This is a genomic window from Aeromonas sp. FDAARGOS 1408 (assembly GCF_019048665.1).
Classification (GTDB): domain Bacteria; phylum Pseudomonadota; class Gammaproteobacteria; order Enterobacterales; family Aeromonadaceae; genus Aeromonas; species Aeromonas dhakensis.
The window spans coordinates 3,518,602-3,532,628 of sequence record NZ_CP077394.1; the positions used below are offsets into that span (position 1 = coordinate 3,518,602).

Sequence of the window (14,027 nt, forward strand, 5' to 3'; positions counted from 1 at the left end):
CTCGATATTCGAGTACTCGGTCATTGCCGAGCGGGGCCATATTAATCAGCTGAAATCGTTTCAAATGTGAGCAGGAAGGCAAAAAAGTTAACCTCTTTCAACAAGATAACGTTTTCATAACGAAAATCGGATCGGGCTCACAGACCCGTCGTCCGTTTCGGCCCATACCAGCGGAAGGCGCGTCCAATTTCGGAAAAAAAGATTTCCGATCAAATGGATAAGTGAACAAGAGCGAGCAAAGGAGCAACCGGAGATGAAACGGATTGAAGAGCAGGCCAGGCGGCTGGATCAGGAGTATCAGGGGATTGCCCAGCGGTTCGACCAGTTCTGCCAGCAGGCGGGCACCCTGGCCGAGCAGTACCACTTCTTCAACTGGCCGGATTATGAAGATACCCCGCCCCTCGCCCGCGCCTTCACACTGCTGGGGGAGCCACGGGAGCTGCGGCTGCGCTGCCAGCCGGGGGAGCGCGGCAGTTTGAGCGGTCTCATCCAGGTGTGCGGCGAGGATGGCACCGTCCACGCCAGCCTCGGCTTTCATCCCGACGGCCAGCTGCAGCTGGAGTCGGGCCGGCTGCTGGACAATCCACCCGGGCTGCTGCTCAAGCTGCTGCTCGGCGCCATCTGGCAGCACAAACCGGACGATGTGCAGGGCCCGCCACACTGAGCCAGAAAAACAGGAAGGGGCCTTGGCCCCTTCCTGCTGTTGCGGCCAACCGGCCAGGATCAGGGGGTGCCCACCTCTATGGTGACGTGCACCAGCTCCTCGTGGATGGCGAGCCGTGCGCGGATCTCGCTGGCGGAGAGCGGCGCCGCCATCAGCAGGGAGAGCACGCAGGCATACTGCTGCTGGCCCACCCGCCAGACGTGCAGATCGCGGATCTCGGTCTGTGGCAGCTCGGCTATCACCTCGCGGATCTCTGCCACCAGCGGCGCATCCATCTCGGCATCCAGCAGCACCCGGCCGGAGTCGCGCAGCAGCCCCCAGGCCCACACCGCCACCAGCACGGCGCCCACTATGCCCATCAGAGGATCGAGCCAGTCGGCCCCCCACAGCATGCCCCCCACCAGCGCCAGAATCGCCAGCACCGAGGTGGCCGCATCCGCCAGCACGTGGATGTAGGCGGCGCGCAGGTTGAGATCCTGATGGCCGTGATGATCGGGTGAGTGATCATGCTCGTGATGATCATGATGGTGGTCGTGGCCATGCCCATGGTGATGATGACCGTGATCATCCTTGAGCAGCCAGGCACAGGCCAGGTTCACCAGCAGGCCGACGATGGCGATGGCGATGGCCTGCTGGTAGTGGATCGGGCTGGGATCCAGCAGCCGGAACACCGACTCGAACAACATCATGCCGGCCACCCCCACCAGCAAGAGGGCGCTGGTGAAGCCCCCCAGCACTTCGATCTTCCAGGTACCGAAGCTGAATCTGTGGTCGCGGGCGAAGTGGCGGGCGGCGCGGTAGGCCAGCACCGACAGGCCGAGCGCCAGCGCATGGGAGCTCATGTGCCAGCCGTCGGCCAGCAGTGCCATGGAGTTGTAGAACCAGCCGCCACCGATCTCCGCCACCATCATGATGATGGTCAGCAGCACGGCCCAGCGGGTCTTCTGTTCGGCCAGCGGATTCCCTTCGTGGACGACGGGTTGGTGGCAGTGGGATGAGGCGAGGGATGACATGGATTTCTCCTGAGGACGAGCATGCAATATACTATACCCCAGTATAGTTTTATTGATCGAGAGGATCCTGCATGTCACACACCATTCACGGCAAGAAGAAGCTGCTGGCGCGGGTGCGCCGCATCAAGGGGCAGGCAGGGGCACTGGAGAGCGCGCTGGAGCAGGAAAGCGACTGCGCCGCCATCTTGCAGCAGATCGCCGCCATTCGCGGCGCCGTCAACGGCTTGATGCTGGAGGTGCTGGAGGGCCACATGCGCGAGCATCTCGGCGCCGAAGAGGCGACCCATGCCGAGCGGCTGGAGGATCTAGATCAGGTGGTGCGGGTGTTGCGATCCTATCTGAAGTAAGGCCGGTGGAGGGGGCCGCGAGCGACCCGCATCATCCCGTTTACGGCTGGGCGGCATCGCTCCGCCAGCCCCCGCCCCTTTCAGACTTGAGCCCTCGCCGGCTTTACGCCATGATGACCGCCGATCATTGATCGCCATACCCTGGATTCCATTTCGCAAGGACCCCCCATGTTTGAACACGTCGATGCCTATGCTGGCGACCCCATCCTGACCCTGGTCGAGACCTTCCACAAAGACACCCGCGAGCAGAAGGTGAACCTGGGGATCGGCCTCTATTACGACGAGCAGGGCCGCATTCCGCTGCTGGCCTCGGTACAGCAGGCCGAAGCCCAGCGCGCCGCCGCCCCGGCCCCGCGCCCCTACCAGCCGATGGAAGGCGCCGCCAACTACCGCACCGCGGTGCAGCACCTGCTGTTTGGTGCTGACCACGAAGCGGTCAAGGCCGGTCGCATCGCCACCATCCAGACCATCGGCGGCTCAGGCGCCCTGAAGATTGGCGCCGATCTGCTCAAGCGCTACTTCCCAACCTCAGAGGTGTGGGTCAGCAATCCCACCTGGGACAACCACAAGGCGATGTTCGAGGGGGCCGGCATCAAGGTGCACGACTACCCCTACTACGACGCGGCCACCGGCGGCGTGCAGTTTGACGCCATGATCGACTGCCTGAGCGCCCTGCCGGCGAAAAGCATCGTGCTGCTGCACCCCTGCTGCCACAACCCGACCGGGGTGGATCTCTCCCGTGCCCAGTGGGACCAGGTGATCACTCTGGTGGTCGAGAAGAACCTGATCCCCTTTATGGATATTGCCTACCAGGGCTTTGGCGACGGGCTGGAAGAGGATGCCTACGCCATTCGCGCCATGGTGGCCGCTGGCGTCAGCTTCTTCGTCAGCAACTCCTTCTCCAAGAACCTCTCCTTCTACGGCGAGCGCTGCGGCGGCCTGTCGGTCATCTGCCAGGATGCCGAAGAGGCGAGCCGGGTACTGGGCCAGATGAAGGCCACCGTGCGCCGCAACTACTCCAGCCCCCCCACCCACGGCGGCCAGATCACCGCGGCCGTGATGAGCCAACCCGAACTGCACGCCATGTGGGTCGGCGAGGTGACCGAGATGCGCACCCGCATCAAGGGGATGCGCCAGAAGCTGTTCGAGGTGCTGAGCGCCAAGGTGCCGGGCCGTGACTTCAGCTACTTCATCAACCAGCGCGGCATGTTCAGCTACACCGGTTTCACCCCGGAGCAGGTGGACCGCCTGCGCGAAGAGTTCGCCGTCTATCTGGTGCGCTCCGGTCGCATGTGCGTGGCGGGCCTCAACAGCCGCAACGTCGACTACGTGGCCGACGCCATGGCCGCCGTGCTCAAGGGCTAAGCCCGCAGCCCCGCTCAGGCGGGGCTTTTTGTTTGTCCCGTTTGCTCGTGGAACCGTTATGGATCTCATTGCCCTCTCCCGCCTCGGCGGCCGCCATCTGGTTACCCTGCACCTGCTGCTCGACAGCCAGAGCGTCACCCGCACCGCCGAGCGGCTCTGTACCACCCCCTCCACCGTCAGCAAGACCCTCAACCAGTTGCGGGATCTGCTCGGCGATCAGCTGCTCTACCGCCAGGGCAACCAGTTGTTGCTGACCCCGTTTGCCGAGCGGCTCGGCCCCACCCTGCACCGGCTGCTGAGCGAACTCAACGGCCTCACCGGCCAGGGCGGCTTCGATCCCGCCAGTTGGCAGGGGCAGCTGAAATTCGCCCTGCGCGAGAGCGGCATGGTCTGGCCCATGGGGCCCATCCTGGCGCAGCTGATGCGCGAGGTGCCGGGCCTGGTGCCCGACATTCGCAACAAGGATGAGCAGGGGCTGGCGGCCCTGGCGGCGGGCAAGCTGGACTTCGTGATCCTGCCCCACGATCAGAGCCAGCCCCTGCCCCGCCAGCAAGGGCTGGTGTGGGAGACACTGCGAGAGGACAAGCTGGTCTGCCTGCTGCGCGCGGATCATCCGGCGCTGGCGCGGCCCTGGGATCTCGATGCCTACCTGAGCTGGCGCCATATCGCCATTCGCGATCAGGAGCTGGCCAACCCCTTCTTCGAGCAGAGCCTGGCCCAGTTGCAGGTACGCCGGCAGATCGCTGCCATCCTGCCCGACTTTGGCAGTGCGTCGACCCTGCTGCGCCAGAGCGATCTGATCCTCACCGCCGTCAACGGCTGGGCCGAGCAGGCGGCCCCGCACGATCTGGTGAGCCGGCCGGTACCGTTTGATTACGGCGCCGTCACCCACAGCCTGGTATGGTACGGCCCGGCCGGAGAGGAGCCGGCGCGGCGCTGGTTTCGCCAGCGGATCCTGCAGCTGGCCCGCGCGCTGGCATGATGGGGGCCGTGCACGGCACAGGCTGTGCCAGACACGACTGTGCTCAGGGTTTCTTGGTGTAGATGGGGCCGGGGAAAGGAGAGACGTTGTTGCCCAGCTCGGTGATGCGGGCAGCCCCCTGCTTGCGCACCTGATCGACCCGCAGCACGTGGTGCATGGGGATCATGGTGCGATTGACGTCGGCAAACTCACTCTTCAACTTCTCGTGGCTGGGGTCGACGATAAGCGCCGTGTGGTTGTCCCACACGAAGTTGGCGATCTCGATAAAGCCGAACAGCTGACCCTGGCTCACTTCCCTGACATAGACTTCGTAACGCTCGTTGTGACAAATGAACTGCACTCGATATAAGGCGTTGGATTCACTCATGTTCGTCTGTTGATGGTGGGCGATTGACCCATTCTAGCCGCCCCCTCGCAGAGCTCAAATAGACAGCAATCACAGTTACGTCATCTCAAGACTCAGACAACATAAAAGCCACGCCGAACCGCTCGGTTTGCCGCCCAATCTTGCCTTGTCGTATTAAATCCCTTTGAGATCAGCTGATTAGCATCCAGCTATTCAGAGCAGCGGCGGCAGAGTGACGGGGCCAAGCCCCGCCGCCGCCAGCGCCGCGGCCAGTTGCTCCAGCTCCTCTCGCGTCGCCTGTGGCCAGCCCTGCGCCGTCCCGCGCACGCCGTGATGGCGAAAGCCGTTGAGGCGGATGGGCACGGGCCCGAGAGAGTGCAAGAAGGCGGCGAGCCCGCCATCCAACGTGCCGTCGGCGGCGAGATAATCGCTCTGCCCCGGCACCTGCAGCAGGCGCACCTCCGCCAGCTTGCCCGCCTGCGCCAGTAGTTGCAGCGAGGCCAGCACCCGCTCGCGGCCATAGCCGGTCAGCATGTGATGCACAGAGTCGCGCCACCCCTTGAGATCGATCATGGCGCCGTCCAGCACCGGCAGCAGCCGCTGCCAGCCTGCCTCGGCGAGCGAACCGTTGCTGTCGAGCAGGCAGCCGAGATGGGCCAGATCCGGCGCCCCCTTGATGGCCGTGAACAGCGCGATAACGAACGGCAGCTGGGTGGTGGCCTCACCGCCGGAGACGGTAATGCCGGTCAGCAGCGGGCCGTAGCGGCGCAGCAGGACCAGCACCTCGGCCACCGTCATGACCGCTGTCTTGGGGCTGGCGCTGCGGGGGCAGGCATCGAGACAGGCATCGCAGTCGGTGCAGCGCGCCGCCTGCCAGCTCACCCGCCCCTCGTGCAAGGTCAGCGCCCCGCTCGGACAACCGGACACGCAGTCACCGCAGTGATCGCAGAGGCCGATGGTGTGCGGGTTATGACAGCCGGGGCAGGCGAAGTTGCAGCCCTGCAGAAACAGCACCAGCCGGTTGCCGGGGCCGTCCACGCAGGAGAAGGGCAGCCAGCGGCTCACCGTCGCGCTGCGCGCCGCCCCTGCCCGCCTGCCGCACTCAGTAGTCACACAGGGTCGCCTCGCGCCCCACCACCCGCGGCGCCCGCTGGCGGATCCCGGTCAGCTCGCTCGCCTCGGCGCCGAGGCAGGTGGTCTGCAGCCGCGAGCCCTCGGTCGCGAAGCGGGCCACGTCGCTCTTGCGGATCATGTAGCCGGTCACCCGCACCAGATCGCTGTCCGCCACGTTGGCGGTGAACTCGCGCATGCCGATGGCGAGCGCCCCCTTGCACAGCTGCAGCAGCGCCTGCGGGTTCTGGCGGATGGTGGGATCCAGGGTGAGGATCTCGCTGATCCCGGAGTGATAGAAGCCGTGGTGGGGAGCCAGCGCCAGCACGTGGCTGGCGGGATCCGGCTCCTCGCCATAGGGGATGCGTACCCCAGGGGTCACCCCGCGATCCACGCTGAGCCCGCCCTGGGAGTGGAGCAGGGCGCGGCCGCCCCAGGCGTGGCGCTGCGGCGTTTCGCTCACGTGGCGGGCGAGCTGGGCCGAGATGCGATAGCCCAGCTGGTTCGCCTCCTCGTCACGGCCGTAACGTTCCGGCAGATTCTCCTTGTCCATCAGAAGGTTGACCGCCTCTGCCATGCCGTAGATGCCGAACATGGGCACGAAGCGACCCTCCTCCAGCAACCCCTCCTGCACCATGAAGCTGTCGAAGAAGCCGGACTCCTGGTGCAGGAAGGCGGCCCGCGCCTCGATCAGACGGGAGGCGAGGCGGCAGTAGTGGGGCAGCAGGCAGCCCAGGAAGTCGTCGATGCCGTGGGCCTGCTCGGCCACCCGCTTGAGGGAGACCCGCACCAGGGTGTTGGCGCCGCCCGCCTGGGGCAGGGCGTTGTAGCAGCTGACGATACCGAAGCCGCGCTCGTCGAAGGTGTTGCGATGCAGCGGGTAGTTGGCGATGTGGGGCTTGCTGCAAGCCGCTATGTTCTGCACCCCCTGCAGCAGCAGGCTGTCCGGGGTCTGCGCCGGATCGTGGAACAGGGTGAGGTTGGGAGCCACCTGCTTGAGCTCGCCGTCGATGCGCAGGATCAGGCGGCAGAGACGGTTGTCGTCCGGACCTATGTTGACGTGCATGAAGGCATCCGGCAGCACCCGGTCCAGGTAGATCCAGAACCCCTTCAGCTTGCGATAGAGGGTCTCGTCATCCAACTCACCGACGAAGGGCAGCAGCAGGTGGTCGAGCCGCCCCAGCCAGACCGGCATGCCGGTGACGGAGGGCACATGGTGGTAGAGGATGCGCAGGGCATCGAGCGCTTCGTCGAAATCCCGCGGCGGTGCCAGCTCGAGCCAGGCGGAGCCCTGGCGCAGAAACTTCTCGTAATCCGGCAGCACATAGCGCGGCTTGTAGGGGGCGTGTCCCTCGAACATGTCGCAGACCAAGCCCTTGGCCATCGCCTCGCTCACCTCGGCGGGCAGCGCGGGATAGGGCAGCGCATTCTCGGCGGCCAGCGCCAGGGCATGGCTCTTCTGGGCCGGTGACAACAGGGGATCGCGCACGATGCGCTGGCAGGTTTCGGTGAAGGACATGGCTCGCTCCTCGACGGATGGGAGCTAAATCCTCACACTTTGGAGGTGTTTTTTGAAGTGACATTCACAACATGGCGGATATCCGATAAAGACATCCGCCATGCAAGATCACGGGCCTAGCCCAACCAGGGCAGCAGTTGTGCCACGCCCCCCAGCCAGCGCAGCAGGAAGAAGCCCCCCATGCCGACCACCACCACCAGCAGGGTCGGCAGCCGCAGCAAGGTCAGCGCCGTCACCAGCAGGGTGGCGACCAGGTAGTCCGGATCCCAGCTCAGCCCAATGCCAGGCTGGTAGCTGAAGACGATGGGCAACCAGATGGCGGTCAGCACCGACTGGGCCGAGAAGCTGAGGAAAGCCCCCATCTCGGCACCCGGCTGATAACGGGTCAGCCGCGAGAAGAAGGCGAAACGGTTGAAGAAGGTGATCAGGGCCAGCAGGCCTATCATCAGCCAGCTCATGATTACCTCCTCATCCGGTGCAGCACATAACCCACCAGCATGCCGGAGAGCGCCGAGATGATGATGTAGACCTCCGCCAGCAGCGGCTTGGTGAGCAGCGCCATGGCACCGCTCACCAGGGTGGCCGCCACCATGGGCAGGTTCTTCATGGCGGGAATGGTCATGGCGATGAAGGTGGCGGCGATGGCAAAATCCAGCCCCATCTGATCCAGCCCGTCGATGTACTGGCCGGCGGCGATGCCGAGCAGGGTCGCCGCATTCCAGAACAGATAGAAGACGAAGCCGGCGATGAGCGCGTAGGCCGGATCGAAACGGCCGCTGCGCTCCCGGTCTTTGAGCGCCACCGCGAACATCTCGTCGGTCAGGAAGAAGGCCAGACTGGCGCGCCAGCGCAGGGAGAGCGGCAGCACGTCGCGGCGAAAGGTGAAGCCGTAGAGCAGATGCTGGGAAGTGATGACGAAGGTGGAACCCATGATGGGCAGCAGCGGCGTGCCCGCCCCGAACAGAGTGGTGGCCGACAGCTGGGCGGCGCCAGCATAGACCAGCAGCGACATCAGCTGGGCCTGCAGCGGGCTCAGCCCCACCTGCAGCGCCAGGGCGCCGCACAGGATCCCCCAGGGGATCACCGAGACGGAGAGCGGCAGAATATCGATGGAGGCGCGCCACCAGAGCGCACGGGTACTCTCGGCACCGACGGACGGAGAGAGGGTTGCTGACGGCATGGGATCATCCTTGTTGCGGCCACGGCGAGCCGGAAAAACTAGCACAGCACGGGGACGGATACCAAGAGGCTGCGGGTAAAGAAAGGAGGGAGCCAAAAAACAGAACGCCACCCGAAGGTGGCGCGCTGCAGAGAGTCAGGGCTGAATGATGATGGGAGTGCCGGGTTCGATGGCGTTCCACACTTCGTCCAGATCCTTGTTGAGCATGGCGATGCAGCCATTGGTCCAGTTGGACGGCTGCAAACGGGTGTTGCCTATGCTGTTGCGCTGACCGTGGATCATGATCATGCCGCCCGGTCGCACACCCATCTCGTTGGCCGCCTTGATGTCGTCCAGATTCGGGTAGTTGATGTGGATGGCCTTGTAATAGTTGGAGTTGGTCTTCTTGTAGTCGAGGATGTAACGGCCTTCCGGCGTGCGCTGATCCCCTTCCCGCTGCTTGTGCCCCTTGGGAGCCGGGCCCAGAGCGATCCAGTAGCGTTTGACCTCCTTGCCATCCTTCATCAGGGTCAGGCTATAACTCGATTTCTTCACCACCACCATATCGGCGGACAGGGTGGCAAAACTCAATGCGGGCCACAGCCCCAGCAAACACAGTAATACGGCTCTCATTCCATCCCTCGGCAAGCCTCTGGTAAGGGCTTTTCTGTTACCAAATCATCTGAACTGCACCGCCTGGTGTGGCGGGCGAGCGCCATCATATTGGATCGCCATCAATACTCAATATATCCAGAGAAACATATCCCGCGCCATCTTTTATAGATTGTTACAATTAACTGCCAAAACAACGGGATAACCCCCCTATCTCGGGATAGTCCCGGGCGGGACATTGGGGGAAGATAAGGCGCTTTTCACCTCTCAGGAACCTCACGATGCGATACCGACTATCCCTGCTGCTCTTGCTGATCTGCTCCCCCCTGCAGGCGGCCGAGCCACTCTGGCTGCGCGAGCCCGCCCTCTCCCCCGACGGCAAGCAGCTTGCCTTCACCTGGCAGGGTCGCATCTACCTGAGCGCGGGGGATGGTGGCCCCGCCGTGCCCCTCACCGACGGCAGCTATCTGAGCCAGCGCCCGCTCTGGTCGCCGGATGGCAAGCTCATAGCCTTTGCCGCCAACCTCTACGGCAACGAGGACGTGTTCGTGGTGCCGAGTCGCGGCGGCGAGATGGTGCGGCTGACCCGCGATTCGCGCCCCGATCTGCCCCAGGCCTTCAGCGCCGATGGCAAACAGCTGCTGCTGAGCAGCCAGCGCCTGACCGACCCCGACGCCGATCACTTCGTGGCAGAGGGGTATCGGGCCAGCAACCTCTACTGGACGCCAGTTACCGGCGGCCCGCTGACGCCGGCCCAGCCCCTGCCCGCCACCCTGGCCCGCCCCCACGGCAACCAGCTGGCCTACCAGATGCCGGGCATGGATCAGCCGTTTCGCAAGCACCAGCACTCGTTCGCCGTCTCCCGTCTGTGGCTGTTCGACGGCAAACAGCATCGCCAGCTGACCGAAGACAGGGTTGCCGCCAGCGATCCGGTCTGGGATGAGCAGGGCAAACAGCTCTACTACCTGAGCGAGCGCAGCGGCGATTTCAACGTCTGGCAACGGGATCTGGCCAGCGGCCAGGATCGCCAGCTCACCCGCTTCAAGGGTCACCCGGTGCGCGGCCTCAGTGCCTCCCGCCAGGGGGATCTGGTCTGGTCCTGGCAGGGGGAGCTCTACCGCCTCGATGCCGGTAGCGACACCCCGCGCAAGCTCGCCATCCAGCCGCTGTTCGCCAAGGTGCCGGTCGAACAGAGCTGGCAGCCCGGCCCCATCGACGAGGCCATCGCCCGCCAGGACGGAGAAGAGGTGATCCTGGTCAGCCAGGGGGATCTCTACGCGGTCGACACCCGGCGCGAGCGGGTACGCCAGCTCACCCGCCACCCCAGCGAGCAGTCGGCGCCACGTTATCTCGATAAGGAGCAGACGCTCATCTACCTCTCCGAACAGGAGGGGCCGGCGGCGCTGTATCGCCTCAAGAAGGAGCAACCTGACACCCTGTTCAGCGCCCCCGGCACCCTGATAGAAGAGAAGCTGCTGGCCATCCCGGGCGCCGCCATCAGCGTGCCGACCCTCTCCCCCGACGGCAAACAGCTCGCCTTCGTGGTGGATGGCCAGGCCGTGCACCTGCTGGATCTGGCCAGCGGCAAGCAGCGCCAGCTGGTCGCCGCCGAGTTCAACCCCTCCCGCCATGCAGTGGAGCTGGCCTTTGCCCCCGACTCGCGCTACCTGGCGCTGACCATCCAGCCCGACTCCAGCCAGCAGGAGATCGCCGTCATCGACACCCGGGATGCCAAGGCCAAGCCGGTCAACGTCAGCCTCAACGGCTATCGGGATGGTGAGCCGGCCTGGAGTCAGGATGGCGGCATCCTCTACTGGCAATCCACCAAGTACGGCGTGCTGGGGGCCGATGGCGAGCCCCTCGGCGGCAGCCTGCTCGGCCTCTACAGCAGCCGCGCCGCCAGAAGCGATTTCCTTGCCGAACAGGCGCCACCCAAGACGGGTTACGGCTTCGAAACAGACCGGCTGGCACACCGCGAGGCGCTGCAGCTGCAGCCAGAAGGCACCGTTCTCGCCAGCCGCATCGTCGACGATCACCTGATCTATCTGGTGGAGACCAGCGGGGCCAACGGCGAGAGCGAGATCAAGGGCTACGCCCGGGATCTGCGCAAGGGCGAGACCAAGCTGCTGTTTGCCGAACAGCCGGGACCGGCGCTGGCCAGCCTCAACCAGGATGCCAGCCTCGCCACCCTGGTGCGGGAGGGGGAAATAGCCCTCATCGATACCCGCTCCGGCGAGGCCAGCAGCCACCCCTTCAATCTGCTGATCACCGCCAGCTGGCAGGATCGGATGAGCGCCGCCTTCGACCAGATCACCCGCCTCACCCGGGACGAATTCTACCGGGCCGACATGAACGGGGTGGACTGGGACAGCTATGTGGCCGCCTATCGCCGCCTGCTGCCCGGCATCAGCAACGAGCGTGACTTCGGCAACCTGCTGGCGGAGCTGGCCGGCGAGCTCAATGTCTCCCACACCTGGGGCAGCGTCCCCGACTCCTCCCTGCGCATGCCGGACGACACCGCCAGCCTCGGCGGCTACTGGCGCGAGCGGCAGGGAGCGGTCGAGCTGACCGCCCTGCTGGCCGGCGGCCCGCTGGAGCAGGAGACGGATCTGGCGCCGGGTGCCCGCCTGCTGGCCGTCAACGGCACCGAGCTGCACAGCCTCAACGAGTTGGATGCCCTGCTCAACCACCAGGCCGGCCAGCGGCTGGCGCTCACTGTGCAGCCCAAGGGAGCCAAGGAGCCCAGCCAGCTGGAGGTCACCGCCATCGACCTGCTGCAGGAGTATCAGTTGCAGCTCGACGGCTGGATCGCCAAGCGCCGCAGCCAGGTGGAGCAGCTGAGTCAGGGGCGGGTCGGCTATGTCTATCTGCCGGAGATGAGCAGCGCCGTCTATGAGGAGGTGGTGGCCGACGCCCTCGGTCGCCAGCGCAACCGCGAGGCGCTGATCGTCGACGTGCGCTTCAACAAGGGGGGCTATCTGGCCAACACCCTGGTGGAGTTCCTGACCGGCAGCGGCAGCGCCCAGGGCATGGCCCGCAGCTGGCCACGCCTTGGCAAGGGGGAGACGGACGCCGCCACCCGCCAGTGGACCAAGCCCTCGGTGGTGCTGGTCAATGCGGGCAGCTACTCGGAAGGCTCGGCCTTTCCCCAGTACTACCGCACCCTCAAGGTGGGCCCCATCGTCGGTGAGCCGGTGCCGGGCACCGGCACCATGGTGTATGCCCACACCTCAAGGCTGATCCCCGGCCTTGCCTACGGCATCCCGACCCTGGGGCTGCGCAACCCCGATGGCACCCTGTACGAGAATCAGGAGCTGATCCCGGACGTGCAGGTGGCGCTGACCCCGGCCGACATGCTGGCGGGGCGCGATCCCCAGCTGGCAGCCGCGGTGCAGGCCGCCCTCGCCCAGCTGTCGACGAATGCGAAACCCGCAGCCAAACGGGCTGACTGACGCCAACCAGCAAAAGAGGAGCCGGCCGGGCTTGCCCGGTCGGCTCCTCTGACAGACAGACATCAAGGGCGCCCCGCCTGTTGCGGGGCGCCCTTGTTGCATCAGGCCGGCTGCGTCTCGGCCGGCTGGCGGGCCAACGCCAGCTGATACCTGTGCTCGGCCAGCTCCAGCTCGCGGCGCGCCTCGTCCACCTTGCCGTCGGCACTCTTCACCGCCGCCACCAACTGGTTGTAGCGATCCCAGCTGCCGTTGTACTCGTTCACCTCGGCCTGGTAGCGCTGGCTGATCTCGTTGGATTGGCGAATGATGGCGTTGTTCTCATCGTGCAGCTGATCGATGCGGGCGCTCAGGCTCGCCTGGATGGCGCGGATCCGGCGATACTCTTCCGGGCCGTAGCTGCCGTTGTAGCTGTTGTGCTCGCGCACCAGCCGGTTGATCTCCTGCACCGTCTGCCGGTTGCGCTGGTTCAGCTGGCTCAGCTCGCGCTGGTAGCGATCAAAGTTGCCCTTGAGCGTCTGCTGGCGATCCTGCAGGGCGGTTCTGGCCGCCACCTGCTGGCTGTAGTGCTCCTGGGCCGCCGCCAGGTCCTGGCGCCGGGTTTCGAGGGAGCGTTCCAGCTCGCCCAGATCCGGCAGCGCTTCCGTCACCATGGTGGGGTAGAAGGCGGCGATCTGCGGCGTGGTCACCTTCAGCGCCCGCACCGCATCGGCCCCGTTGGCCTGATCCCGGTAATCCACGCCGCACGGCTGCCCCTTGCAGACCAGGTCCGGGCTGGAGAACTTGTACTCGTGGCTGTAGACCCCGAAGCTGGAGGGATAGGCCATCACGGTGGCGAAGGAACCCCGCACCCCGTGTCCCAGCGCATAGTGGTAAGTGCCCCCCGTGCCATCTTGCAGGCGGGAGTGGTTGAGCCCCATGTTGTGACCCAGCTCGTGTGCCAGCACCACGTCGCCACAGCCGGTGGCCGTGACATGGCTGAACATGCTGCCGGCATCCTGGGAGACATCCCCGTCGGCATACGCCTTGCGGCCATCGCTATAGGTCGCGGAACCACCAACCCAGGCCAGCCCGCAGCTGCCGTGATCACCGGTCTGGGGGCGCATCAGCACCACCATGTCGGCGCCATAACGGGTGCGCAGGGTCGGTACCTGCTTGAAAGCCGGATCCTGCTGGTAGGTCACCGCGTTGAGCGCGGATTCGTCGGTGCCGCCATCCGGGTAATTGACCTGCTGGTCGTGCACGCTCCGCACCGTCAGATCCAGGCCGCTGGCGGCATAGATCTGGTTGGTGACGTTGATCATGTGCTGGATCCGGGTCTGCGCATCCCCCTGATAGCGGGCCGCCAGCCCCGGGCTGTGCAGCACCATCAGGTCGATGGTTTCCGCCAGCACGGGGGTCGCCCCGAGCAATCCCGCAATCATGATCCCCAAGGTAGTTTTCTGCATGTGATCTTCCTTT

At 65.3% G+C, this 14,027-nt stretch carries 13 protein-coding genes; 5 read left to right on the top strand and 8 right to left on the bottom strand.

Translation table 11 applies throughout. The annotated features are described in order from the left end of the window. The first annotated feature begins 253 nt into the window (after positions 1 to 253). Positions 254 to 664 carry a hypothetical protein gene (locus I6L38_RS16170; RefSeq protein ID WP_216988718.1) on the top strand — a complete coding sequence of 137 codons (411 nt, stop codon included), beginning with the start codon at positions 254 to 256 and terminating at the stop codon, positions 662 to 664. Positions 665 to 723: 59 nt separating this feature from the next. Here I6L38_RS16170 and dmeF read toward each other — a convergent pair whose 3' ends face one another. After that, entirely contained in the window at positions 724 to 1,677 is a 954-nt protein-coding gene (gene dmeF / locus I6L38_RS16175; protein ID WP_216988719.1) for a CDF family Co(II)/Ni(II) efflux transporter DmeF, read from the bottom strand. Positions 1,678 to 1,748: 71 nt separating this feature from the next. On the opposite strand from dmeF, the gene I6L38_RS16180 reads away from it, so the two are divergent. From I6L38_RS16180 to I6L38_RS16190, 3 genes are all read left to right on the top strand, one after another. Next, positions 1,749 to 2,024 carry a metal/formaldehyde-sensitive transcriptional repressor gene (locus I6L38_RS16180; RefSeq protein ID WP_106553410.1) on the top strand — a complete coding sequence of 92 codons (276 nt, stop codon included), beginning with the start codon at positions 1,749 to 1,751 and terminating at the stop codon, positions 2,022 to 2,024. Positions 2,025 to 2,192: 168 nt separating this feature from the next. Continuing rightward, the gene (locus I6L38_RS16185; RefSeq protein ID WP_216988720.1) at positions 2,193 to 3,389 is read left to right on the top strand and encodes an amino acid aminotransferase; all 1,197 of its coding nucleotides are present in this window, start codon (positions 2,193 to 2,195) and stop codon (positions 3,387 to 3,389) included. Positions 3,390 to 3,447: 58 nt separating this feature from the next. Further along, a complete protein-coding gene (locus tag I6L38_RS16190) occupies positions 3,448 to 4,371 on the top strand; it encodes a LysR family transcriptional regulator (protein ID WP_216988721.1) in 924 nt (307 codons plus the stop codon). A 43-nt stretch (positions 4,372 to 4,414) separates the two neighbouring features. Here I6L38_RS16190 and I6L38_RS16195 read toward each other — a convergent pair whose 3' ends face one another. The 6 genes from I6L38_RS16195 to I6L38_RS16220 all read right to left on the bottom strand — a co-directional run bounded on the left by I6L38_RS16195 (position 4,415) and on the right by I6L38_RS16220 (position 9,138). After that, positions 4,415 to 4,738 (bottom strand): DUF1820 family protein, encoded by a 324-nt coding sequence (locus I6L38_RS16195; protein ID WP_005308607.1) that lies wholly within the window; start codon positions 4,736 to 4,738, stop codon positions 4,415 to 4,417. A gap of 192 nt (positions 4,739 to 4,930) precedes the next feature. Continuing rightward, positions 4,931 to 5,782: a YjjW family glycine radical enzyme activase gene (locus tag I6L38_RS16200; protein ID WP_216989598.1), complete on the bottom strand. Its 852-nt coding sequence runs from the start codon at positions 5,780 to 5,782 to the stop codon at positions 4,931 to 4,933. A gap of 37 nt (positions 5,783 to 5,819) precedes the next feature. Continuing rightward, entirely contained in the window at positions 5,820 to 7,346 is a 1,527-nt protein-coding gene (locus I6L38_RS16205; protein ID WP_216988722.1) for a YjjI family glycine radical enzyme, read from the bottom strand. 116 nt (positions 7,347 to 7,462) lie between these two features. Then, positions 7,463 to 7,804: an AzlD domain-containing protein gene (locus tag I6L38_RS16210; RefSeq protein WP_216988723.1), complete on the bottom strand. Its 342-nt coding sequence runs from the start codon at positions 7,802 to 7,804 to the stop codon at positions 7,463 to 7,465. A gap of 2 nt (positions 7,805 to 7,806) precedes the next feature. Continuing rightward, positions 7,807 to 8,526, bottom strand: a complete 720-nt coding sequence (locus tag I6L38_RS16215) for an AzlC family ABC transporter permease (RefSeq protein WP_017787476.1) — start codon at positions 8,524 to 8,526, stop codon at positions 7,807 to 7,809. Positions 8,527 to 8,661: 135 nt separating this feature from the next. Further along, positions 8,662 to 9,138: a murein L,D-transpeptidase family protein gene (locus I6L38_RS16220; RefSeq protein ID WP_005308598.1), complete on the bottom strand. Its 477-nt coding sequence runs from the start codon at positions 9,136 to 9,138 to the stop codon at positions 8,662 to 8,664. 260 nt (positions 9,139 to 9,398) lie between these two features. Between I6L38_RS16220 and I6L38_RS16225 the strand changes: the two genes are divergently transcribed. Next, positions 9,399 to 12,569, top strand: a complete 3,171-nt coding sequence (locus I6L38_RS16225; RefSeq protein ID WP_216988724.1) for a S41 family peptidase — start codon at positions 9,399 to 9,401, stop codon at positions 12,567 to 12,569. Between the two features lie 101 nt (positions 12,570 to 12,670). Here the strand turns inward: I6L38_RS16225 and I6L38_RS16230 are convergent, their stop codons facing one another. Continuing rightward, positions 12,671 to 14,014, bottom strand: coding sequence for a zinc-dependent metalloprotease (locus I6L38_RS16230; RefSeq protein WP_216988725.1), 1,344 nt, complete (start codon positions 14,012 to 14,014; stop codon positions 12,671 to 12,673). Positions 14,015 to 14,027 lie beyond the last annotated feature (13 nt).

Coding starts and splice junctions, on each gene's coding strand:
- I6L38_RS16185 (WP_216988720.1), top strand. CDS start 2,193: ATGTTTGAACACGTCGATGCCTATGCTGGCGACCCCATCCTGACCCTG.
- I6L38_RS16230 (WP_216988725.1), bottom strand. CDS start 14,014: ATGCAGAAAACTACCTTGGGGATCATGATTGCGGGATTGCTCGGGGCG.
- I6L38_RS16195 (WP_005308607.1), bottom strand. CDS start 4,738: ATGAGTGAATCCAACGCCTTATATCGAGTGCAGTTCATTTGTCACAAC.
- dmeF (WP_216988719.1), bottom strand. CDS start 1,677: ATGTCATCCCTCGCCTCATCCCACTGCCACCAACCCGTCGTCCACGAA.
- I6L38_RS16225 (WP_216988724.1), top strand. CDS start 9,399: ATGCGATACCGACTATCCCTGCTGCTCTTGCTGATCTGCTCCCCCCTG.
- I6L38_RS16180 (WP_106553410.1), top strand. CDS start 1,749: ATGTCACACACCATTCACGGCAAGAAGAAGCTGCTGGCGCGGGTGCGC.
- I6L38_RS16220 (WP_005308598.1), bottom strand. CDS start 9,138: ATGAGAGCCGTATTACTGTGTTTGCTGGGGCTGTGGCCCGCATTGAGT.
- I6L38_RS16205 (WP_216988722.1), bottom strand. CDS start 7,346: ATGTCCTTCACCGAAACCTGCCAGCGCATCGTGCGCGATCCCCTGTTG.
- I6L38_RS16215 (WP_017787476.1), bottom strand. CDS start 8,526: ATGCCGTCAGCAACCCTCTCTCCGTCCGTCGGTGCCGAGAGTACCCGT.
- I6L38_RS16170 (WP_216988718.1), top strand. CDS start 254: ATGAAACGGATTGAAGAGCAGGCCAGGCGGCTGGATCAGGAGTATCAG.
- I6L38_RS16210 (WP_216988723.1), bottom strand. CDS start 7,804: ATGAGCTGGCTGATGATAGGCCTGCTGGCCCTGATCACCTTCTTCAAC.
- I6L38_RS16190 (WP_216988721.1), top strand. CDS start 3,448: ATGGATCTCATTGCCCTCTCCCGCCTCGGCGGCCGCCATCTGGTTACC.